Genomic DNA, 20,557 nt, shown 5'->3' on the forward strand with positions numbered 1-20,557 from the left:
AGTGCCAGCAGCACAACCGCCGGACCAGGGAGCCTCCATGCGTGACCCGCACTCGATTCCGCCGACGCTCGTGGCCGAGCCCGAGTGCCCGCGCCGACCGAGCCCGTTGCCCGCCTGTCCGGTCTGCACCGGGACGCCGGAACGGATCTCCTGGCGTCAGCGCCCTGGAGAGCCCGTCGTGCTGGTCTTCGAACCCTGCGGCCACCGCCACTCGTCCCCGGCGCCGCCCCTGCTGGTCGTGACCCCGCCGGTCCCCGTCAGGGAGTGAGGAAGGAGGCGATCCGCGCGGCGAACGCCCCCTCGCCCAGGATCTCGATCCCGGCCGCCTCGGCCTTGGCGACCTTGCCGCCCGCCTTCTCGCCCGCCACCAGCAGGGTGGTCTTCCCCGATATGCCGCTCGCGGACTTCCCGCCCGCCCGCTCGATCAGCTCGCGCACCTTGTCCCGGGTGTCGTACGCCGCCAGGGCGCCCGTCATCTTCCCCGTGACCACCACGCACTGACCGGCCAACGGCCCCTCCTCGGCCCCGGGCACGACCGGCGCGATCGGCTCGGTGAGGTTGACCCCGGCGGCCACCAGCTTGTCGATGACCGGACCCAGCGCCGCGACCCGGGCCACGATCGCGGCCGCCTTGGCCTCACCCACCAGGTCCACGGCCGTCATCGCCCGCGTGTCGGCGGCCCGGATCGCGTCCATCGTCACGAAGTGTCGCGCGATCCGCCGGGACATGCCCCGCCCGGTGCCGATCACCCCGAGGGCGCAGAACACCCGGGAGAGCGGTCTGCCCTTCGCCGCCTCGATCTGCTCCAGCAGCTTCACGGCCCGCCGCTCGCTGCCGGCCGCCTCCGCGAGCGCCGCGTGGTCGAGCGTGAACAGGTCCGCGACGTCGCGGACCCGACCCGAGTCCACCAGCGCCCTCACATACGTCTGGCCCAGGCCGTCCATGTCCAACTGGTCGCGCCCCGCCGCGTACAGGACGGCCGCGATCCGCCCGCAGTCGGCGGGCTGCGCGCAGCGCCAGCGCTCCTGCGACCGGTCGATCTCCCCCTGGCAGCCGGGGCACACCTCGGGCAGTTCGATCTCCCGCTCCGCGCCGGTGCGCAGCTCGACCACCGGGGCCTCGATGCGCGGGATGACGTCGCCCGCCTTGTGGACGGTGACGGTGTCGCCCAGCCGCAACCCGCGCCGGAGGATGTCGGCGGGGTTGTGCAGCGTCGCGTGCCGCACCACCGATCCGTCGATCTCCACCGGCTCCAGGACGGCGGTCGGCGCCAGCACGCCCGTCCGGCCGACCGCCCACGTGACCTCCAGCAGGCGGGTGCGCCGCTCGACGGCCGCCAGCTTGTAGGCGGTGGCCCAGTGCGGATGGCGCGATCCCGTCCCGGCCGCGGCCTGCTCGGCGGCCGAGTCCAGCTTGACGACCACCCCGTCGATGCCGAAGGGCAGTGCGGCGCGGAGGCCGGAGATCCGCCCCACCTGCTCCTGGACCTCGGCGATCGTGTCGACCACCGTCATCCCCGCCTCGGTGGCCGCCGCCGTCCCCACGCCCGTCCCGGCCACGTACGCCATCACCTCGGAGTGCCGGCCGCGCGGCAGTGCCCCGGAGTCGTCGAGGGCGACCGCGCCGAACGCCCAGAAGGTCATCTCCACGGTGTACGGGCGGCCCTTGGCCCGTAGCGTGCCGGCCGCGCCGTTGCGCGGATTGGAGAACGGCGCGGCCCCGTGGGCGGCGCGTGTCTCGTTGGCCCGCTCGAACTGGGTGGTGGTCAGCAGGACCTCGCCGCGGACCTCGAAGGAGTCGTTCGTGGTCAGCTCGCGGGGCAGGCCCACGATGGTCCCGATCGCGTGGGAGACGTCCTCGCCGGCGGCCCCGTTGCCCCGAGTGACCAGTCGCGTCAGCCTTCCCTCGTGGTAGCGCGCGGCCAGTGACGCGCCGTCCAGTTTCGGCTCGACCACGTATCCGCCCGTGACGGGCCCGCCGAGACGCCGCGCCAGCGATGCCTCCCAGTCGAGGAGGTCCTGCGGGCCGAAGGCGTTGGCCAGGGAGAGCATCGGTTCCGTGTGGGCCACCTCCCCGGCCGGCACGGCACCGCCGGCCACCTTCCCCGTGGGGGAGGCGGGATCCACGTGCTCCGGGTACGCGGCCTCGTACGCCTGGATCAGGGAGACCAGGAGGTCGAAGGAGGCGTCGTCGAGCGGCGAGTCTCCCGAGCCGTAGTAGGCGGCGGAGGCCCTGATGGCGGTGCCGATCGCGTCGGCGTACTCGTCACGGGTGGCCAGGGCGGAAGGAGCGGTGATCGTCATGTCCCGATGGTGACCCAGGGGTCTGACAATGGCCGGTCCTCATGTCCACACCTCTGGCGCGTGCTCAAAGTTGCTTGATATCAGCCGACTTCGAGCAACTTCCCTCAGGCGGTGCCGATCCGCCGCTATGTTGCCGAGAGCATGCCAAGCCGGTGTGTCCGAGGCCCGGACCGCACGAGGAGCTGCCCATGACACTGACACGCTTCAGCAGGAATCCACGGCGACGGTGCGCGGCGGCACTGCTCGCCGCCGCCCTCGCCGTCGCGGGACTGGCCGCGGCCGGACCGATGGCCCGCCCCGCCGCCGCGGCGACCTCGGCGGCCCCCGACACCGCGGGCGACGTCACCGGCATCAGCCGCTCCGGGAACACCTACACCGTGACGACGACCAGCGGGGCCAAGGCACGCGTGGTCGTCGCCCGCGCCGACGTCTTCCGGCTCTGGCTCGCCCCGGACGGGACCTTCACCGACGACCCGGCCGGCTCGGACCTCGCGCCCACCACCGACTTCGGCCCCGTCGACTCCTCCTCCGCGGACGCCGGCACGTACTACCGGATCACCACCGGAGCCCTCTCCATCCGGGTCCACAAGGCGCCCCTGCGGTTCTCCGTCCTGCGAGCCCACGACTCCACGCCGCTCTGGGAGGAGAGCCGCCCGACCTCCTGGTCCGGCGGCCGGACCACCCAGTACCTGACCCGCGGAGCCGACGAACAGTTCTACGGAACGGGCCTGCGGCTGGGGGAGTGGGCACTGCGCGGCAAGACCGTGCCCGTCGCCGTCGACAACAAGTGGCGCGAGAACACCAACGCCAGCCCGGCCCCCTTCTACATGTCCACCAACAACTACGGGGTCATGCGCAACACATGGGCCCCGGGATCCTACGGCTTCAACCAACCCACCACCCTCACCCACGACGAGAACCGCTTCGACGCCTGGTACTTCGCGGGTGATTCCCTCAAGGGCGTCCTCGATGCCTACACCGACGTCAGCGGAAAGCCCTTCCTGGCGCCGATGTGGGGCTTCGAACTCGGCAACGCCGACTGCTTCAACGCCTCCAACCCCGACTACCAGGGCGACCACGGCCGTCCCCGACACCAGACCACCCCCGACGTCGTCGGGTACGCCGACGACGCCCGAGCCGCCGACATGCCCTCGGGCTGGTTCCTGCCCAACGACGGGTACGGCTGCGGCTACACCGCGCCCCTGAAGTCCACCGTGGACGCCCTCAAGGCCAAGGGGTTCCAGACGGGCCTGTGGACCTCCACCGGTCTCGGTTCCATCGCCGACGAGGTCGCCGCGGCCGGCAGCCGGGGCGTGAAGACCGACGTGGCGTGGATCGGCAGCGGCTACAAGTACGCCTTCGACGGTGTCCAACAGGCGGTGGACGGCATCGAGAAGAACTCCGACGCCCGCCGGTACGTCTGGACCGTCGACGGCTGGGCGGGTACCCAGCGCAACGCCGTCGTGTGGACCGGGGACACCAACGGCACCTGGGACGACATGCGGTGGCACGTCCCCGCCATCACCGGCGCCGGCCTGTCCGGCCTCAACTACGCCTCCGGGGACATCGACGGCATCTTCGGCGGCAGCCCCCGAACCTACGTCCGGGACCTCCAGTGGAAGGCCTTCACCCCCGCCTTCATGACCATGTCGGGGTGGGGCGCCACCAACCCCCGGGCCGGCTACCAGGACAAGCAGCCCTGGCGGTTCGCCGAGCCCTACCTGTCCATCAACCGGAAGTACCTCCAGCTCAAGATGCGGCTGATGCCCTACCTGTACACGATGAGCCGTGTCGCCCACGAGAGCGGCGTCCCCAGCACCCGCGCCATGGTCCTGGAGTACCCCGACGACCCGGTGGCCCGGGGCAACCAGACCAGCGGACAGTTCATGGCGGGCGACTCCTTCCTCGTGGCGCCCGTCGTCTCCGACACCGCCGTCCGCGACGGCATCCACCTGCCCGCCGGCACCTGGACCGACTACTGGACCGGCAAGACCTACGCGGGCCCCGGCCGGCTCGACGGCTACCGGGCCCCGCTCGACACCCTCCCGCTGTTCGTCAAGGGCGGCGCGATCGTGCCGATGTGGCCGCAGATGAACCACACGGGCGAGAAGCCCGTCTCCACCCTCACCTACGACATCCACCCCCGCGGCGCCTCCTCCTTCGAGCTGTACGAGGACGACGGCCGCACCCGCGCCCACCGGTCCGGGGCCTTCGCCCGCCAGCGGGTGGACGTCACCGCGCCCACCACCGGCGTCGGCGACATCACCGTCAAGGTCGGCGCCCCCACCGGCGACTACGCGGGCAAGCCGGCCTCGCGCGGATACGAACTCACCCTGCACGTGTCCCGCGCCCCCACCGCCCTCACCGTGAACGGCTCCACCTCGAACCGACTCACCACCAAGAAGGCCTACGACTCCGCCGCCACCGGCTGGTTCTTCGACCCGGCCGACCGGTCCGGCGTCCTGTGGGTCAAGACCGGCACCACGTCCGGCGCCTTCACCGTCGCGGCCACCGGCGCCGGCATCCCGCCGGCCGACCCCGTCCCCGCCGACTCCGCCCCCGTCCCCTCGTCGGCCTGGAGCCTGCTCTCCACCGACAGCCAGGAGACCGCGGCCGAGAACGGCGCCGCCCGCAACGCCTTCGACGGCGACCCGGCGACGATCTGGCACACCGCCTGGTCCACCGGCGCCCCGGCCGCGCTCCCGCACGAGATCGGCATCGACCTCGGCGCCCGCTACGCGCTGGACTCCCTCGGCCACCTGCCCCGGCAGGACGGCGGAGTCAACGGCCGGATCGGCCGCTACGAGGTGTACGTGTCCGACAGCCCCACCGGCTGGGGCCCACCGGTCGCCACCGGCACCCTCCCCGACACCCCGGCAGCCACGTCGATCCCGCTGTCCGCCGCGACCGGCCGCTACCTCAGGGTGAGGGCCCTCGGCGAGGCAGGCGCCCGGGGCCCCTGGACCAGCGCCGCCGAACTCACCCTCACCGGCCGCGCGTCGCCGCTCCCGGGCCATGCGACCCCCGTCAACGCGACCCCCGCCGACGCGGTCTCCGTGGGCTGTCTCGACCTGCCGCACGCCGCCACCGCACCGGGCACCCGATCGACTCCGTACCCCTGCCACGGCGGATCCGGCCGGCGCCGGCCCTGACGCCCCGACCCCGTCCGCGCCTGCCCGGCACGACCGGGGCAGGCGCGGACCTACGCGAGCGCATCCCAGTCGCGGCGGGCCGGCTCGCTGAGCAGCGGTGCCCAGCGCTCGAACAGGCCGCGCAGGGCCGCGCCGTGCGCGGCGCGGAAGGCCGGGTCGTGGTCGGCCAGGTCGATTTCGTTCGCGGCGCTCAGCTCGGCGAAGTCCCGCCTGGACCGGATGTCGGGGCAGTACACCCGCCCGGTGAACCGGTCCCGCCAGGGGCCGGACACGTCCGCGAGCGTCGGGTGGGAGACCCCACGGTCACAGCTCGCGTAGAAGTACACGAGTTCCTCGGCCCCGGGTCCGATCACCGCGGCCAGTTCGGTCCGCCGCTCGACCGGGAGCAGGCCCGACGGGAAGCCGTCCGTGCCGTAGAAGGCGTGGCACAGGCCCGCCCGCCGGAGTTCGGGCCGAGCGCCCCACCCCGCGAGCCGGTCCCGCACGCGCACGAGGTGCGCGAGCAGGGTGCCACCGGGATGTTCGAGCTCCGCCGCCCCCAGCTCCCGCAGTCGGGCGAGGGCGTGCGCCGCACGCGGGTCGCGGCCATCGGTCGGTACGGACATCGCGGCCATCCTTCGTACGGTCGGGGACGGGCCCTCGGGGTGGGTGGACCGCGGGGGAGCCCGCCCGACGGGACACGGCTCGGTCAGGGGTGGGTCGACACCCGGACCCGCCTCCACCGGGAGTCCGGACTCCGCGGCGTGAGCGGGGCCGGGTTGCCGCCCGGGCCCCGCGTCGATCGTCGTGCAGCCGAACACCCCAGGTCAATCCCCGAATTCAGGCCCAGACCCCAAGCTGTACCTTGGGGCTCGTGACCCTTGACGACCTTCGTGTCCTCGTCGCCGTCTGCCGGGCGGGAAGCCTCAGCGCCGTCGCACGCGACCTCGGCCGCACCCAGTCGGCCGTCAGCCAGCACATACGCCGGCTGGAGAAGGAGACCGGCACGGCCCTGGTGGAACGCCACGCCCGCGGAGTGGTGCCCACCGAGGCCGGACGCATCCTGTGGGCCGCCGCGGCCGAGGGGATGGCCGGCCTCGACGGGGCCCTGCGCCGGCTCGACGACCTCGTCCACGCCACCGGCGGTTCCGTCCGTGTCACCACCGGCGCGACGACCGTCCGGCACTTCATGGCCGAGGCGATCGTCGCCTTCCGCCACCGCCATCCCGAAGTCAGCCTGGAGTTCCGGACGGAGAACTCCAGCCGCGGTTGCTTCGACGCCCTCGCCGCCGACGACCTCGACCTCGCCTGGATCACCATCGGCGCCCCGGTCCGCGGCGTCGAACAGCGCACGGTGATGGAGCTGCCCTGGGTCCTCGCCGTCGCCGCCGACGGCTCCCTCGCCGCCCGATCCCACATCGAGCCCGCGGACCTTGCCGGGATCCGCCACATCCGGCTCCCGGAGAACTCCACGTCCCGCGCCCACCTCGACGCCGCCCTGGCCGCCGCCGGAGTACGGATCGACCGCTCCGACACCAGCGTCGCCGACTGGGACACCGCCCTCCTGCTCGCCGAACTCGGCCTCGGCCACGCCGTCGTACCCGCCCTGCCCGGCTGGTCCGTCCCCGGCGCCGAAGGGCCGCTGCGCCTGGTTCCGGTGCCCGCCCTGCCGGCCCTGCCCGTCGGCTGGGCCGTCCGACGCTGGAGCACCCTGGCCCCGCCCGCCCGGATCTTCGCCGAGGAGGTCGCCCGAAGCCGCACCGGGCGTCGGGCCGGCCGAAGTGGCTGACGCGGGCGGCTCATCGGGACCTGCGGCATGATTGGCGCATGCCAACCGAGTCGGACACGATCGAACTGGGCGAAGACGAACTTCGTGAGATCACGGGCTACGCGGCGGCGTGTGCCCGCAGGGCGCTGCCGATCTTCGAACAGGACCCTTCCGCCGACCCTCGTCCCCGCGAAGCCATCGACGCGGCGGACGAGTTCGCCGCGGGCGGCCGGCGCACGACCGCCCTGCGGCAGAGCGCATGGGCGGCCTACAAGGCGGCGGGCGAGGCCGGTTCACCCGCGGCGGCGGACGCGGCGCGGGCGGCGAGTCACGCCGCTGCCGCCGCTTTCCTCCACCCCAAGGCGAGCGCCCACCAGGTGAAGCACATCCTCGGCGCGGCGGCCCACGCGGCGCGGGCGGAGGAGCTGGAGAGCGGGGAGGACGGACGGGTCACCGGGGGCACCCTCGAATGGGCGCGCCACCACGCACCGGCGGCCGTCGGCGCGGTACTCGGCCGGCTGCCCGCCGCACCTTCCGGAGGGGGACGCGTGGGAGAACACATCCGCGCTCTCGACGCAGTGCTGCGCACCTGAGGCCGGGCGCTCACCCGGCCCGCGGGGGAGCGGAGGTCAGGCCCGTCGGCGCGGGACCCAGCGTGGTGGTGCCCGGGGAGGCGCGGTGGCCCAGGCCCGTCCGGTACGCGTCGAGGGCGGCCTCGATCCGGCCCGTACGGCGCAACAGGTCGCCGAGCAGTCGGCACAGGTCGGCGAGGTCCCCGGTCGCCCCGCTGCGTTCCAACAGGGCCAGCGCCTGCACGTAGTGCTCCTCCGCGGACTCTATCTCCCCGCGCTCCTCCGCGATGAGCCCGAGCAGCCGGTGCGCGCCGCCCGCGTGGACCGCGCCGTGACTGTCGCCCAGCTCCAGCACGGCCGAGAGCAGCCCGGCGGCCTCGTCGTGACGGCCGAGCCGGCGCAGCACATCGGCCAGCTCGACCTCGACCTGGGCGGTGTACAGGGCGGCACGCTTGGCCGAGAGCATCTCCCGGGCGGTGCGCAACTCGACCTCGGCCGCGTTCAGTTCGCCGTTCTGGGCCTGGACGTAGCCGCGCATCCAGTGGCAGTGCGCCAGGTCGGTGCGCATCCGCAACTGCCGGTAGACCGCCTGGGCCTTGGCCAGTGACGCGTCGGCGTCGGCCACCCGTCCCTCGGCGAGGAACGTGCGGGCGACCTGTCGATGCATGCCCGCGACCAGAGCCGGGTCCTGCACGTGCGGGGCCAGCGCCAGGGCGAGTTCGGCGGCACGGGCGGCCCGCGCGTGGGCGCCCATGTCGATGTACGGACCGATCGCCGCCGCGTACAGCAACACCAGCGCCTCGGGGTCACCCAACCCGCCGGCGTTCAGCTCGTCGATCGTCGATTCCAGCAGGTAGCAGGCGTACCGCAGTTCACCGGCCAGCAGGTGTGCGACGGCCCGGCCGCGGATCGGCCGGGCGCGACGGGGCAGCGGCTCGGCCGCGAGGAGCCGCTCGGCCGCCTCGAAATGTTCGGTCGCGCAGGACAGTTCACCGGATTCCAGGGCGCAGTCGCCGAGACCGAGCAGGGCCTCGGCCCGCTCGGGCGTGAGGTCGAGGAGCTCCGCGTCGGCGAGCAGGCGCCGGTAATGGGCGGCGGCCTCGTCCGCGGCGCCCGTGGCCAATGCCCGCTGGGCGTCGGTCAGGGCCAGCCGCAGTTCCGTCGCCAGGTGTGGCGGGCGGCCCGTCGCCAGTTCCTCGTAGGAGGTGCCGAGCCGCTCCGCGAGGTGGCGCAGTGCGGCCTCGGAGGGGCGGACCCGGCCCGACTCCAGGGTGGAGATGTAGGCCGGGGTGTACGCGGGCTCGGCCAACTGTCGCTGGGTCAGACCGCGTTCGGTACGCAGCCGATGAACCCGGCTGCCGATCAAGGCCTGTTCGTCCATGTCTTCCCCCTGTTCACGTGAACTCTCCGACATCCGGCCGGAGTAGTCCATTGCGCATGCCCCTTGCGCGCCCCTAGGTTAAGCAACCAGTTAAGTCTGATTATCAACGCACTCAACTCCGAGGGGGACCCCTTGAACTCAACCGTTCGGTTGGTCGTCGCCGCGGCCGGGGCGACCGCGGTGCTGTTCGCCGCGGTACCCGCCGGAGCCGCCGCCGCACCGACACCCGCTCCGGTGTCCATCGCCGCGGGCACCGGCGTGGAGATCGAGATACCCGGCCCGGAAGAGAGCCGGATCGCGGGGTCGGGCCACGTACGGGTACCGGTCGCCGGGCGAGCGAAGGCCGCGCCCCGGCTCTCCGCCGCCGAACGGGAAGCCGACGGCGAGGTCACCGCACTCGTCGACAACGGCCCCACGGCCGACCGTCTCGACGTGGTCGTCGTCGGCGACGGCTACACCACCGCCGAACTCGACCGGTTCCACGAGGACGCCCGCCGCAAATGGGACGAGATCGCGGCCGTCGAGCCCTACGCGACGTACCGCTCCCTCTTCAACGTCTGGACCGTCGACGCCGTGTCCCGCGAGTCCGGGGTGTCGGGCGACCCCGACCCGGCCACCGTCCGCGACACCGCGCTCGGGTCCTACTTCTGGTGCGAGGACATCGAACGGCTGCTCTGCGTCGACCAGCCCAAGGTGGACACCTACGTGGCGAAGGCTCCCGCCGCCGACCTGGTGATCGTCCTCGGCAACAGCTCCAAGTACGGCGGGGCGGGCTACAACGAACCCAGCCCCACTCTCGGCTACGAGGGCATATCCACCGCCTCGGCCGGAAACGCCAAGTCCGGCCAGGTCGCCATCCACGAGACCGGGCACTCCCTCGGCAAGCTCGCCGACGAGTACTTCTACCCGGGCTCCCCGGACTACGAGAAGTACACCGGCCCCGAGCCCTCGGACTCCAACACCTCCACGCTGAGCGCCGACCGGATGGCCCGGACCCGCGCCAAGTGGTACCGATGGCTCGGTGAGGAGTCTCCCGACGGCGGCAAGGTCGGGGCGTACGAGGGCGGCGGCTACTACGTCACCGGGCTGAACCGACCCACCGACAACTCGCTCATGCGGGTCCTGGACAAACCCTTCAACCTCCCCGGCGTCGAGGCGATGATCGCCGGCTTCCACCGCCACGCGAACACCGTCACCCCGCTCACCCCCACCGACCGCACCCTCCGGTCGCGCGACAAGGCGAGGGCGGCGGTGCCCCGGCTGGCGGCGCCGGACGGACGGCAGCTCGTGGTGCGTTGGTACCTGGACGGGCGCGAGCTGAAGCGGTTCGCCGGCCGGACCGAGGTGCGCGTCTCGGACCTGTTCCTCTTCGGCACGCGGACCCGGACCCTGTCCGTCAGGGTCGAGGACCGCACCCCCTCGGTCCGCGACCCGAAGATCGCCCGCACCCTGCGCACCACGGTCGACTGGCACGTCCGCCGCTGAGTGGAACCCGGCTGTCCGCCACCGGCCCGCGCCGGCCTCTCGAAGGACACGAGGAGGCCGGCGCGTCGCTCAGCCCCGGTCCCCGCTCGCGTACGTCCAGAACGCGCGCATCAGCGGGGGCGGGGTCGGTCCGGTCAGTTCGAGCTGGGTCAGCAGTACGGACACGGCGCCGGTCGCGGGCACGACGTGCGCGGCGGTTCCGGTGCCGCCCACCCAGCCGTAGCGCCCCGGTACGTTCCACGGATCGACCGGGGCGACATCGACGGAACCGCCGAACCCCCAGCCCTGGCCCTCCAGGAACAGCGCGCCCGCCGCGCGCTGTTCGGGGGTCAGTCGATCCGTGGTCATCTCCCGCACCGACGCGGGGGACAGCAGACGGCTCCCGTCGGGGGCCGCGCCGTCCGCGAGCAGCATCCGGCCGAAGGCGTACAGGTCGTCCGCCGTGGAGACCAGCCCGCCGGCGCCCGAAGGGAAGGCGGGCATCCGACTCCATTGCCCCTCGGGCGCGTCCACCGGGGTGAGCCCGCCCGTCCCGGGATCCGCCCGGTAGTAGCCGGTGAACCGCCCGAGGTCCGCCGGGGGGACCGCGAAACCGGTGTCGGTCATGCCCAGCGGCGCGAAGATCCGCTCGGCGAGGAACTCCGGCAGCGACCGCCCCGAGGCCCGGGCGATCAGCACGCCGAGGATGTCCGAGCAGGTGTTGTACAGCCAGGCCTCACCCGGCTGGTGCAGCAGCGGGATCCGGGAGAGGGTCTTCATCCAGGCGTCCGGCTCGGCGACCCGTTGTGGTTGGGGCGGCCCCTGCCGCAGTTCGCCGAAGAGCGGGGCGAGGGCGGGGAGCGTGAAGTCCGACGGGAACCCGTACCCGGCCCGGAAGGCGAGAAGGTCCTCGACCGTGATCGGCCGGGCCGCCGGCACCACGTCGTCCACCGCGCTCGACGGAGTGCGGACGACCACGGGCGCGGACAGCTCGGGCAGCCACTCCCGGACCGCTGAGGTGAGCCCGAGCCGCCCGTCCTCGACCAGCAGCATCACCGCGGCGGCCGTCACCGGCTTGGTCAGCGAGGCGACGCGGAAGATCGAGTCCCTGGCCATCGGGGTGTTCCCGCCCGCCTCGGCGGCGCCGACGGCCGCCACCTCCACCCGGTCGCCACGGGCCACCAGGGCCACCGCCCCGGGCAGGGAACCGCTGCTCACATGAGGTTCCAGGATGTCCCTCAGGTCGGCCATGACTCCACCTCTCCCGTACGTCGTGCGCGCCCGCTCCGCCGGGCGGCGGGCCCGTCCCCCTTCAGACTCCCGGGAAGGGGCCGATTCATCGGAGGCGTCGGAGAGCAGAGTGGCCAGGGCCGTCGCCGGCGTCGGGTACCCCGCCGGCGGATAGGCCGCCTCGACGGCGGCGGCCGGCACGGCGCGCCGACTCGGGACGCGCCGCCTCACGACGTCGGCTACCCGCGCCGGTCCAGCAGACCGCGGACGAACGCGGCCTGGCCGGCGTGCTGGAGATCGTCGGAGAGCACGCTGACGAGCCGCACCGCCAGGGTGACCGGCGGGTTCCAGCCCTCGTCGACGACCCGGTCCAGATCGGCTGCCGCGAGGGAGCGCACGAACTTCAGGGTCCGTTCGTGCACCGCGTCGTGGTACCCCGACAGGACCTCGCCCGACTCGACACGGACCTTGCCGACCTGGCTCGGACTCTGCCCGTAGCCGGTGGCGTCGGCGGGCAGCGGCAGGGCGAACCGATCCGCCCAGCCGCCCGTGTGCCACACCGGTTCCCCGCCCGCCGCGTCCGCCACGTGGTCGTCCTGCACCCGGGTCAGGTGCCAGACCAACCACGCGACGGAGTTCGCGGCCGGGTCCACCCGCGCGTTCAGCTCATCGGCCGAGAGCCCGTCCACCACCTCGTGGACCACCTCCCGGACGCGCCCGAACCCGTCGACGAGGACGTCGGTCGCCTTCACGGGGCGAGCCGTCCCACTAGCGGAGGTCCATGCCCGGGTCGTCCATCATGCGACCCTCCATCTCGCTCTGCTCCTGGAGCCGACGCGCCTTGTCCTGGAGGCGCGTGCGCTCCTGGGGGTCGGTCGACTTCTCGGCCGCCGCCTTCATCTCCTGGGCCTTGTCCCGCAACTGCCGGGACCGGCCGGACTCGCCTGCAACGCTCATGATCGCTCCTTGACTCCGTGGGGGAGAGCGGGCGCCACCAGGCAATCAGCAGTCCGGCGCGCACGCATCTCGAAGGGTCGCGGCGCCGTTCTACTCGCCCGCGATGCCGGTGATCACGGGATCGCCCAACGGCGCGGTCTCCTGGTTCAGGCCGACTCCGCTCAGCGCCGACGAGGCGAGCTCACGGGCCGCGGCCTGGGCCTCCTTGGTCGTGGCGGCCTCGACCTCCAGGTGCAGGCTGAACGCGGACGAGCCCGAGTAGAACGACAGGATGTCCAGATCCTCCTTGACGCCGAGATCGGTGCCGCGCGGATCCGCCGGTCGCAGCGCGCGCACCAGTTGCGTGCGGGCCTCGGGCGACAGCTCCGTGAGCAGGGTGCCGGGAATGGTGACGACGTAGACGGTCATGTCACAGCGCTTGCCCGCGACTCGCCGGGGGAATCGTCACCGGCGCGCCGGCCCCCCGTTTGCCCGCCCCGAATGGCGCAGTGCGCCGATGTGCCGCTGAATGTGACCAAGCGTGCGCTTCCCATGACGCACGATGACCGGCGCGCGATGTGTAGACCCGTGTGTCGGCGAACGGAGCTTTCCATGAATGACCCCATACCCCTCGCGGCGACCGACCCCGAAGACCGTCACGAGATCCCCGACCCCCAGGACCGGCACGACGACCCGACCGGTCCCGGACACCCCCCACCCGCCCCGGCCGTCCCCGCCGAGGAGCCGCACACGGAACCCGTACAGACCCTGCTGGAGACGGCGGCGACGTGCAGGCCGGTGGAGGAGGTCACCGCACTGGTGAGCCTCCTGAAGCGGACCGGACAGCAACCCGACGTCGGACACGCGGCACTCCGGGCGGCCGCCGTCTCCCGGCCGGTCGACGAGGTCGGGCGGATGGTCGCCCTGCTCGGCGAACCCCCGCACGGCGACGGCGACGCCGATGTCACGCTGCGCGCCGCCGCCGTCGGCCGGTCCATCGAGGACGTGGCCCTGCTGGCCGGCTACCTCGACACCGACCGGGCCGAGGCCTCGGCCGGCCCCCGGCCGCACGCCGACCCCCCGGCCGACCACCCTCCGGTCGACCACCATGCGGAGCCGCACCGGGAAGGGCCGCCGGTGACCCGGCCCGAACCCCGGCCCCCCGCCCCGCGCGCCGGGGGCGCGCTGCGCCACGTGCTGCGCTGGCCGGTGGCCGCCGCGCTGCTCCTGTGCGGCGTGCTGCACCTGCCGGGGGACCCGGCCGCCCTGTCCGTCCTCGGACCGGTCGACGTACCGCCCCTCGCGGTCGCGTTCCTGTGCCTGGTGGCCGGTGGACTGCTGATGGCGCGTGACACGCCGGCGGTGTGGCGGACCGGGGCCGTGACGGCCCTCGCGGTCGTGGCGCTGCACGTGGTCGCGGGCATCGCGCTCGTCGACCCGCTGGAGGGCTCGCTGGGTGGCCCGCACGCCTGGGCGGGTGTCACCACGGTGCTCTGCGCGGGCGCCGGCGCGGTGCTCGCGGGCGTGGCGCTGATGTACCGGCCCAAGCGGGTCGACCGGGTCTGACCCGAGGAAACGGGGCCCCGGCGGACCACCGCCGGGGCCCCTCCCGCGTGCCCGGCCCCCGGCCCGGCCTACGCGAGCAGGTTCACCCCGCGGGCGAACACCCCGGGCAGGCGGGCGGCCAGGGGCACGATCCGCCGGGCCAGCCCCGGCCGCGCCCGGGCCCACACCAGGGACCCGGTCAGCGCGCGATAGCTCCGCGACAGCTCCCGCCAGGCCCGCTCGTACTCCTGCGGCCGGCCGGCGGACACGCACCGTACGAGTTCCCCCGCCGCCGTCACCGCCAGCGTGAGCCCCTCCCCGGTGAGCGCGTCCACGTACCCGGCGGCGTCCCCGACGAAGAGCACCCGCCCCGCGACCCGGGTGACGGCGCCCTGCCGCAACGGCCCCGCCCCCCGGACCGGAGCCTCGGGCGCCCGCGGCAACCGCGCCGACAGGACCGGGAACCGCGCCAGCTGGACGTCGAACGGCGCCTGCTCCGAGGTCAGTACCGCCACCCCCACCCGGTCGGGCCCCAGCGGGGTCACGTACGCCTCGGACCGGGCCGACCAGTGCACCTCCACCAGGTCGCTCCACGGCTCCACCGCGTAGTGGCGCCGCAGCCCGTACCGGACCGGCCGACCGGGCACGACCGGCGCGGACAGGCCCAGCCCGCGCCGGACGGGCGAGTGCAGTCCGTCGGCGGCCACCAGGTAGCGGGCGGTCAGCCCCGCCGCGCTGACCCGGTGTTCGTCCTGACGCACCTCGGCCACCCGCCGGGGGAGCACCCGCACGCCCAGGGCGGCGGCCCGTTCGGCGAGGGCCGCCTGGAGGTCGGTACGCCGGGCCCCGCGCCCGGGGCCGGCGCGGAACAGCCCCTCCGCACGGAGCCCGCTGACGCCGTCCACGTACCGGATCCCCCGGAACGGGCGGCCCGCCACCGGTACGCCCAGCTCCTCCAGCCGCCGCACGGCGGTGGGCATCAGCCCCTCCCCGCAGGCCTTGTCGATCGGTGTGGGCCGGGGCTCCAGCACCACCACCTCCAGCCCGGCCAGGGCCCCGTGGATGGCCGTCGCCAGCCCGGCCGGACCGCCGCCCGCCACGAGCAGGTCGATCACGACGCGGAGCCCACGAGCGGGGTCGTCGTACGGGCCCGGGTGAGCGCCGTGTCCTCGCAGCGGATCCGCACCCGCAGCAACAGCGCGTTGAGCACGGTGAAACCGGCAGCCGTCAGCCAGGCGGAGTGCACGAGCGGCAGCGCGAGCCCCTCGACCACCACGGCCACGTAGTTGGGGTGGCTCAGCACCCGGTACGGCCCCGCCGCGACCAGGGGCAGGCCGGGCACGACGAGCACCCGGGTGTTCCAGCGGGGGCCGAGCGTGGCGATGCACCACCAGCGCAGCCCCTGCGCGGCCACCGCCAGTGCGAGCGCCGGCCAGCCCACCGCGGGCAGGAACGGCCGGTCGGCCGCCCACGGTTCGACCGCGCACCCCACCAGCAGTGCGGTGTGCAGGGCGACCATGGCCGGATAGTGGCCGCCGCCGTACTCCCGGGCGCCGCGCGCCAGGCTCCAGGCGGCGTTGCGCCGGGCCACGAGCAGCTCGGCGAGCCGTTCGACGGCGACCAGGGCGAGGATCAGCAGGTACAGGTTCATCGACATGAGGGGATCACCAACGCAGGAGGACGAGTTCGGAGGCGAAGCCCGGGCCGAAGGCGATCATGAGCCCGGTGGATCCCGGCGGGGGCGGCCCGGCGGCCTGGATCCCGCCGAGGATGTGCAGGACCGAGGCGGAGGAGAGGTTGCCCGCCTCGGCCAGTGACCCCCGGCTCGCCGCGAGGGCGGCGTCCGGCAGGCCCAGCGTCTCGGCGAGCACGTCGAGGATCCTCGGACCTCCGGGGTGGCAGATCCAGGCGTCGACGTCGGACGGCTTCAGGTCGTGCCCGGCGAGGAAGGTCTCGACCTCCTCCACCACGTGCAGCCGGACCAGATCGGGGAGTTCCCGCCCCAGCACCATGCGAAAGCCCCAGTGGCCGATGTCCCAGCCCAGCAGGTCCTCGGTCCCCGGATACAGCCGGCTGCGGGAGGCCACCACCGCGGGACCGGAGCCGGTCTCGTGCAGCGGATGGTCGCGGCCCACCGCCAGCAACGCCCCGGCGCCGTCCCCGAAGAGGGCCCCCGCCACGAGGTTCGCCATCGAGGTGTCGGTGGGCTGGAGGGTGAGGGAGCACAGCTCGGTCGACAGCAACACGCCCGCGTCGCCGGGCCGGCCGGTCAGTTGGTCGTGCAGGTGGCCGAGCCCGGCGGCGCCCGCCGCGCAGCCCAGGCCGAACAGCGGCATCCGTTTCACGTCGGGACGCAGCCCGCTCCGGCCGGCGATCCGGGCCTCCAGTGAGGGCGTCGCCAGCCCGGTCACCGTCGTGGACATCACCAGATCGATGTCACCCGCCGGTAGACCGCCTTCGGTGAGGGCGAGTTCGAGGGCGCGCGTGCCGAGTTCGAGCGCGGCGACGACGAAGGCGGCGTTCGTGGTGCCGAAGTCGTTGGACGGACCGTAGCGCTCCAGGGGGAGCGCCAGATGGCGGCTGTCCACCCGGACCGACTCGTGGACGCGGCGCAGCAGCGCCGTGTCCGCGCCCGGCGGAAGGAAGCGGGCCAGGGCCTCGGTGATCTCCGACTGCCGGTACCGGTGCGGCGGGAACACGCTGCTCACTGCCAGGACACGTGTCATTGACCCAACATAGGGAACAACTGACACTTCGTGAGGAATCAGGCGAACCGGGCGTGCCGTCGCCGCATAGCGTGTCGTCGTGCCCGTCACCCGACACACCCCGCCCGCCGTACACGCCCCCGTGCGGCCCCGCTCCGGAGCCCGGACGGCCGGTCTCCTGGCGGCCTGCCACCCCGTGCCGGCGGCCGCCGTGACCCTCTTCACGGCCGCCCTCGCCCTGGCCGCCGGTCGGGGACCCGCCGGCTGCGCCGCCGCCGCCGGGGCGGTCGCGGCGGGCCAACTCTCCGTGGGCTGGAGCAACGACCGCGCCGACCTGCGCCGCGACCTGACCACGGGGCGGCGGGACAAGCCGCTGGTCGCGGGCTCCGTGCGGCCCGCCTCGGTGGCCGTCGCCGCGTTCGTGGCGCTGCTGGTGTGCGTTCCGTTGTCCCTGGCCTCGGGTCCGCTCGCCGGCGTCGTGCACCTGGTCGCGGTCGTGGCCGCCTGGGGCTACAACCTGCGGCTCAAGAGCACGGTCGTGTCCTGGGCGCCGTACGCCCTCGCCTTCGGCCTGCTCCCGGCCTTCGTCACGCTCGGCCTGCCCGGATCACCGTGGCCGCCGGCCTGGCTCACCGCCGCCGCCGCGCTGCTCGGCGCCGGGGCGCACTTCGCGAACGTGCTGCCCGACATCGCCGACGACCTCGCCACCGGCGTCACCGGACTGCCCCAGCGGCTCGGCGCCCGCGGTTCGGCCGCGGTCGCCGGCCTGCTCCTGCTCGGCTCGACCGCGGCCCTGGTCACCGGCCCGCCGGGACCGGTGAGCGCGTACGGCTGGGGGCTGCTCGCGCTCACCGGCCTGCTGGTGGCCGGCACCTGCCGGGCCCGCGGCCGCGGGCCGTTCCTCGGCGCGCTGGCGGTCGCCGCCGCCGACGTGGCGCTGCTGTTGGTGCGGGGCGCCGGCCTCGGCTGAACCGCTCAGCCCCTGGCCCGCAGCGACTCCGTGTGCTTGCGGACCTGCTCGGGGGAGAGGTAGGCGTCGGTGTGCTCGAAGTCCTTCAGGGTGGCGGCCCGCTGGTCCAGGAAGCCGGTGCGCACGAAGTCGTCCCCGGCGACCGCGTTGATCAGCCAGTTCGTCATCACCCGGGTCTTGGCCACGTTGGTCCGCAGCGCCGACCAGTGGTAGCCGCGCGCCACCGCCTGCGCGGGCAGGCCGTGCAGTTCGATGCCGAGCGGCTTGGAGACCGCGTCCCGGCCACCGAGGTCCACCACCAGCCCCAGGTCCTTGTGCACGTAGGGACGCAGCGGTTGGTTGCGCAGCGTGGCGATGACACTGTCGGCGACGGCCTTGCCCTGGCGCATGGCGTGCTGGGCGGTCGGCGGGCACAGCGCGTCGCCGCCCTTCGCCACGTCCGGTACGGCCGCCGCGTCCCCGAGGGCGAACACGCCGTCGACCCCGGGCACCGTCAACTCCGGTCGCACGACCAGCCGGCCCTTGAGCGTCTCCGCGCCCAGGGTGGACACCAGCGGGCTCGCGGCTACGCCGGCCGTCCAGATCAGGGTCCGACTGGGCAGCACCCGGCCGTCGGTGAGCGTCACCTTCTCGGCGTTCACCTCGCTCACCGACACGCCGAGGGACACCTCGATCCCGCGCCGGCGCAGGATGTCCAGGGCGACCGTGCCGAGCTTGTCGCCGAGTTCCGGCATCAGCTTCGGGGCGAGGTCGACCAGGTGCCACTTGATCTGCCGGGGGTCCAGCCGCGGATAGCGGGTGGCCGCGTGCCGCGTGAGGCGGTTGAGGCAGGCGGCCGTCTCCGTGCCCGCGTATCCACCGCCCACCACCACGAACCGGAGCCGGGAGGCGCGTTCGGCCTCGTCCTGACTGGCGTCCGCCAGGTCGAGTTGGGCGATCACGTGGTCGCGCAGGTACACGGCCTCCGCGAGGGTCTTCATGCCCCGCGCGTGTTCCACCAGCCCGGGGATGTCGAAGGTGCGGGTGATGCTGCCCGGGGCCAGTACGAGGAGGTCGTAGGGCTGGTCCACGATCTCACCCGTGATCTTCCGGATGACGCAGACCTTGGCCTTGGTGTCCACACCGATCGCCCCGCCGGGGATGATCCGCGTCCGGTGCTTGTTGCTGCGCCGCAGGGACACGGCGACCGACTGCGGGGTCAGCACGCCGGCGGCGACCTGGGGGAGCAGGGGCAGGTACAACTGGTAGGAGGCGGGCGTGACCAGTGAGATCTCCGCCTCGGCCGGGGACAGGCGGCGCTCCAGCCGCCGTACGCACGCGACCCCGGCGAAGCCGGCGCCCACAACGAGGATCCTCGATCGCGACACGGTGTACGTCCCTTCGCAGTGCGGTGGTTCCGTGCCCGGTCGTCTGCCCCGCGCGAGCGGTCCATGCACATCCGTTTCGGGACGGAGCGGTCGCGGCGCCGTGTTCCGAGGTCAGAGCGGTGCGGGCGGTCGGCGGGTACGGGTCCACTCCAGCAGGCCCTCCGCGCTCCAGGTGTTCACGACACGCTCGGCCGCCACCCCGCACTCCACGGCCCGCTCACAACCGGTCAACTGCCAGTCCAGCTGGCCCGGGGCGTGCGCGTCCGTGTCGATCGCGAACAGCGTGCCGATCTCCGCGGCCTGCCGCAGCAACCGGCGCGGCGGGTCCAGCCGTTCGGGCCTGCTGTTGATCTCCACCGCCGTACCCGACTCGGCGCAGGCGGCGAAGACGACGGCGGCGTCGAACTCCGACTCCGGCCGGGTCCGGCCCGTCACCAGGCGCCCGGTGCAGTGGCCGAGTACGTCCATCGACGGATTGCGCACGGCCGCCAGCAGGCGCCGTGTCATCGCCGGGGACTCCATCCGCAGCTTCGAGTGGACGGAACCCACCACCAGGTCGACCCGGTCCAACAACTCCTGCTCCTGGTCGAGCGAACCGTCCGCCAGGATGTCGCACTCGATGCCCGTGAGCAGCCGGAACGGTTTCCAGCCCGCGTTCAGCTCCGCCACCACCGCCAGTTGCTCGCGCAGCCGCTCCGGCGACAACCCGCGGGCCACCTTCAGACTCGGCGAATGGTCCGTCAGCACCCCCCACTCGTGCCCCAGCTCCGCCGCGGCCCGGCCCATCGCCTCGATCGGACTCCCGCCGTCGGACCACTCCGAGTGCAGGTGGCAGTCCCCGCGCAGGGCCGCCCGCAGCGCGCGGGCCTGCGCACTGGCCGGCGGGCCGTCGGGATGCGCCGCGACCTCGTCCTCCAGCTTCCGCAGGTACTCCGGGACCTCCCCGCCGAGCGCCTCCCGCACGACCGTCGCGGTCTTCGGCCCGAGACCCTTCACGGACTCCAGCGAGCCGGCGGCGGCCCGCTCGGCGACCTCCGGGCCGCCCAGGTGCTCCACCGCGGCGGCGGCCGTGCGGAACGCCCGTACGCGGTAGGTCGGGGCCTGACCGCGCTCCAACAGGAAGGCGATCCGGTTCAGCGCGGCGACCGGGTCCATCGGGGGTACCTCCTGAGCCCAGTGTGGCAA

General features: G+C 73.9%; 19 protein-coding genes. 7 read left to right on the forward strand and 12 right to left on the reverse strand.

All coding sequences use genetic code 11. The annotated features are described in order from the left end of the window. Positions 1 to 37 precede the first annotated feature (37 nt). Positions 38 to 268 (forward strand): hypothetical protein, encoded by a 231-nt coding sequence (locus OHA84_RS31270; protein ID WP_266968596.1) that lies wholly within the window; start codon positions 38 to 40, stop codon positions 266 to 268. Here OHA84_RS31270 and ligA read toward each other — a convergent pair. Beyond that, positions 258 to 2,303 (reverse strand): NAD-dependent DNA ligase LigA, encoded by a 2,046-nt coding sequence (gene ligA / locus OHA84_RS31275; protein ID WP_266968594.1) that lies wholly within the window; start codon positions 2,301 to 2,303, stop codon positions 258 to 260. The two genes, OHA84_RS31270 and ligA, sit on opposite strands and share 11 nt — an antisense overlap. A gap of 188 nt (positions 2,304 to 2,491) precedes the next feature. Between ligA and OHA84_RS31280 the strand changes: the two genes are divergently transcribed. Then, a complete protein-coding gene (locus tag OHA84_RS31280) occupies positions 2,492 to 5,455 on the forward strand; it encodes a TIM-barrel domain-containing protein (RefSeq protein ID WP_266968592.1) in 2,964 nt (987 codons plus the stop codon). A gap of 50 nt (positions 5,456 to 5,505) precedes the next feature. Here the strand turns inward: OHA84_RS31280 and OHA84_RS31285 are convergent, their stop codons facing one another. After that, entirely contained in the window at positions 5,506 to 6,060 is a 555-nt protein-coding gene (locus OHA84_RS31285; RefSeq protein WP_266968590.1) for a DUF6817 domain-containing protein, read from the reverse strand. Positions 6,061 to 6,308: 248 nt separating this feature from the next. Between OHA84_RS31285 and OHA84_RS31290 the strand changes: the two genes are divergently transcribed. Both OHA84_RS31290 and OHA84_RS31295 read left to right on the forward strand, forming a co-directional pair. Further along, positions 6,309 to 7,223 carry a LysR family transcriptional regulator gene (locus OHA84_RS31290; protein ID WP_266968588.1) on the forward strand — a complete coding sequence of 305 codons (915 nt, stop codon included), beginning with the start codon at positions 6,309 to 6,311 and terminating at the stop codon, positions 7,221 to 7,223. A 38-nt stretch (positions 7,224 to 7,261) separates the two neighbouring features. Then, positions 7,262 to 7,795: a putative immunity protein gene (locus OHA84_RS31295; RefSeq protein ID WP_266953173.1), complete on the forward strand. Its 534-nt coding sequence runs from the start codon at positions 7,262 to 7,264 to the stop codon at positions 7,793 to 7,795. 10 nt (positions 7,796 to 7,805) lie between these two features. On the opposite strand, the gene OHA84_RS31300 is transcribed toward OHA84_RS31295, so the two are convergent. Next, positions 7,806 to 9,155, reverse strand: a complete 1,350-nt coding sequence (locus OHA84_RS31300) for a helix-turn-helix transcriptional regulator (protein WP_266968586.1) — start codon at positions 9,153 to 9,155, stop codon at positions 7,806 to 7,808. Between the two features lie 132 nt (positions 9,156 to 9,287). On the opposite strand from OHA84_RS31300, the gene OHA84_RS31305 reads away from it, so the two are divergent. Continuing rightward, entirely contained in the window at positions 9,288 to 10,640 is a 1,353-nt protein-coding gene (locus OHA84_RS31305) for a M64 family metallopeptidase (RefSeq protein ID WP_266968583.1), read from the forward strand. 69 nt (positions 10,641 to 10,709) lie between these two features. Here the strand turns inward: OHA84_RS31305 and OHA84_RS31310 are convergent, their stop codons facing one another. The 4 genes from OHA84_RS31310 to OHA84_RS31325 all read right to left on the reverse strand — a co-directional run bounded on the left by OHA84_RS31310 (position 10,710) and on the right by OHA84_RS31325 (position 13,214). Continuing rightward, positions 10,710 to 11,870 (reverse strand): serine hydrolase, encoded by a 1,161-nt coding sequence (locus OHA84_RS31310; protein WP_266968581.1) that lies wholly within the window; start codon positions 11,868 to 11,870, stop codon positions 10,710 to 10,712. A gap of 218 nt (positions 11,871 to 12,088) precedes the next feature. Beyond that, the gene (locus tag OHA84_RS31315) at positions 12,089 to 12,601 is read right to left on the reverse strand and encodes a DUF664 domain-containing protein (protein WP_266953181.1); all 513 of its coding nucleotides are present in this window, start codon (positions 12,599 to 12,601) and stop codon (positions 12,089 to 12,091) included. Positions 12,602 to 12,617: 16 nt separating this feature from the next. Beyond that, a complete protein-coding gene (locus tag OHA84_RS31320) occupies positions 12,618 to 12,806 on the reverse strand; it encodes a DUF6381 family protein (RefSeq protein ID WP_266953183.1) in 189 nt (62 codons plus the stop codon). 90 nt (positions 12,807 to 12,896) lie between these two features. Continuing rightward, the gene (locus tag OHA84_RS31325) at positions 12,897 to 13,214 is read right to left on the reverse strand and encodes a hypothetical protein (protein ID WP_266953185.1); all 318 of its coding nucleotides are present in this window, start codon (positions 13,212 to 13,214) and stop codon (positions 12,897 to 12,899) included. Between the two features lie 183 nt (positions 13,215 to 13,397). On the opposite strand from OHA84_RS31325, the gene OHA84_RS31330 reads away from it, so the two are divergent. Beyond that, on the forward strand, positions 13,398 to 14,351 hold the full coding sequence (locus OHA84_RS31330; protein WP_266968578.1) for a hypothetical protein: 954 nt from the start codon (positions 13,398 to 13,400) through the stop codon (positions 14,349 to 14,351). A gap of 68 nt (positions 14,352 to 14,419) precedes the next feature. On the opposite strand, the gene OHA84_RS31335 is transcribed toward OHA84_RS31330, so the two are convergent. The 3 genes from OHA84_RS31335 to OHA84_RS31345 are packed head-to-tail and all read right to left on the reverse strand — an operon-like array spanning position 14,420 to position 17,056. Further along, positions 14,420 to 15,445 carry an NAD(P)/FAD-dependent oxidoreductase gene (locus OHA84_RS31335; RefSeq protein WP_266953191.1) on the reverse strand — a complete coding sequence of 342 codons (1,026 nt, stop codon included), beginning with the start codon at positions 15,443 to 15,445 and terminating at the stop codon, positions 14,420 to 14,422. After that, the gene (locus OHA84_RS31340; protein WP_266973883.1) at positions 15,442 to 15,981 is read right to left on the reverse strand and encodes an isoprenylcysteine carboxyl methyltransferase family protein; all 540 of its coding nucleotides are present in this window, start codon (positions 15,979 to 15,981) and stop codon (positions 15,442 to 15,444) included. Before OHA84_RS31340 ends, OHA84_RS31335 begins: the two co-directional genes overlap by 4 nt. Before the next feature lie 13 nt (positions 15,982 to 15,994). Beyond that, entirely contained in the window at positions 15,995 to 17,056 is a 1,062-nt protein-coding gene (locus tag OHA84_RS31345; protein WP_266968576.1) for a type III polyketide synthase, read from the reverse strand. A gap of 79 nt (positions 17,057 to 17,135) precedes the next feature. On the opposite strand from OHA84_RS31345, the gene OHA84_RS31350 reads away from it, so the two are divergent. After that, on the forward strand, positions 17,136 to 18,005 hold the full coding sequence (locus tag OHA84_RS31350) for a UbiA family prenyltransferase (protein ID WP_266968574.1): 870 nt from the start codon (positions 17,136 to 17,138) through the stop codon (positions 18,003 to 18,005). Between the two features lie 5 nt (positions 18,006 to 18,010). Here the strand turns inward: OHA84_RS31350 and OHA84_RS31355 are convergent, their stop codons facing one another. Continuing rightward, entirely contained in the window at positions 18,011 to 19,372 is a 1,362-nt protein-coding gene (locus OHA84_RS31355; protein ID WP_266968572.1) for an NAD(P)/FAD-dependent oxidoreductase, read from the reverse strand. A gap of 111 nt (positions 19,373 to 19,483) precedes the next feature. Next, a complete protein-coding gene (locus tag OHA84_RS31360; protein ID WP_266968570.1) occupies positions 19,484 to 20,527 on the reverse strand; it encodes a PHP domain-containing protein in 1,044 nt (347 codons plus the stop codon). Positions 20,528 to 20,557 lie beyond the last annotated feature (30 nt).

The organism is Streptomyces sp. NBC_00513, from assembly GCF_041431415.1.
Classification (GTDB): Bacteria; Actinomycetota; Actinomycetes; order Streptomycetales; family Streptomycetaceae; genus Streptomyces.

Excerpts from the sequence above, each read along its gene's own strand:
- OHA84_RS31310 (WP_266968581.1), bottom strand. The coding sequence starts at position 11,870 with ATGGCCGACCTGAGGGACATCCTGGAACCTCATGTGAGCAGCGGTTCC.
- OHA84_RS31270 (WP_266968596.1), top strand. The coding sequence starts at position 38 with ATGCGTGACCCGCACTCGATTCCGCCGACGCTCGTGGCCGAGCCCGAG.
- ligA (WP_266968594.1), bottom strand. The coding sequence starts at position 2,303 with ATGACGATCACCGCTCCTTCCGCCCTGGCCACCCGTGACGAGTACGCC.
- OHA84_RS31340 (WP_266973883.1), bottom strand. The coding sequence starts at position 15,981 with ATGAACCTGTACCTGCTGATCCTCGCCCTGGTCGCCGTCGAACGGCTC.
- OHA84_RS31280 (WP_266968592.1), top strand. The coding sequence starts at position 2,492 with ATGACACTGACACGCTTCAGCAGGAATCCACGGCGACGGTGCGCGGCG.
- OHA84_RS31325 (WP_266953185.1), bottom strand. The coding sequence starts at position 13,214 with ATGACCGTCTACGTCGTCACCATTCCCGGCACCCTGCTCACGGAGCTG.
- OHA84_RS31345 (WP_266968576.1), bottom strand. The coding sequence starts at position 17,056 with ATGACACGTGTCCTGGCAGTGAGCAGCGTGTTCCCGCCGCACCGGTAC.
- OHA84_RS31360 (WP_266968570.1), bottom strand. The coding sequence starts at position 20,527 with ATGGACCCGGTCGCCGCGCTGAACCGGATCGCCTTCCTGTTGGAGCGC.
- OHA84_RS31295 (WP_266953173.1), top strand. The coding sequence starts at position 7,262 with ATGCCAACCGAGTCGGACACGATCGAACTGGGCGAAGACGAACTTCGT.
- OHA84_RS31320 (WP_266953183.1), bottom strand. The coding sequence starts at position 12,806 with ATGAGCGTTGCAGGCGAGTCCGGCCGGTCCCGGCAGTTGCGGGACAAG.
- OHA84_RS31330 (WP_266968578.1), top strand. The coding sequence starts at position 13,398 with ATGAATGACCCCATACCCCTCGCGGCGACCGACCCCGAAGACCGTCAC.
- OHA84_RS31300 (WP_266968586.1), bottom strand. The coding sequence starts at position 9,155 with ATGGACGAACAGGCCTTGATCGGCAGCCGGGTTCATCGGCTGCGTACC.
- OHA84_RS31285 (WP_266968590.1), bottom strand. The coding sequence starts at position 6,060 with ATGTCCGTACCGACCGATGGCCGCGACCCGCGTGCGGCGCACGCCCTC.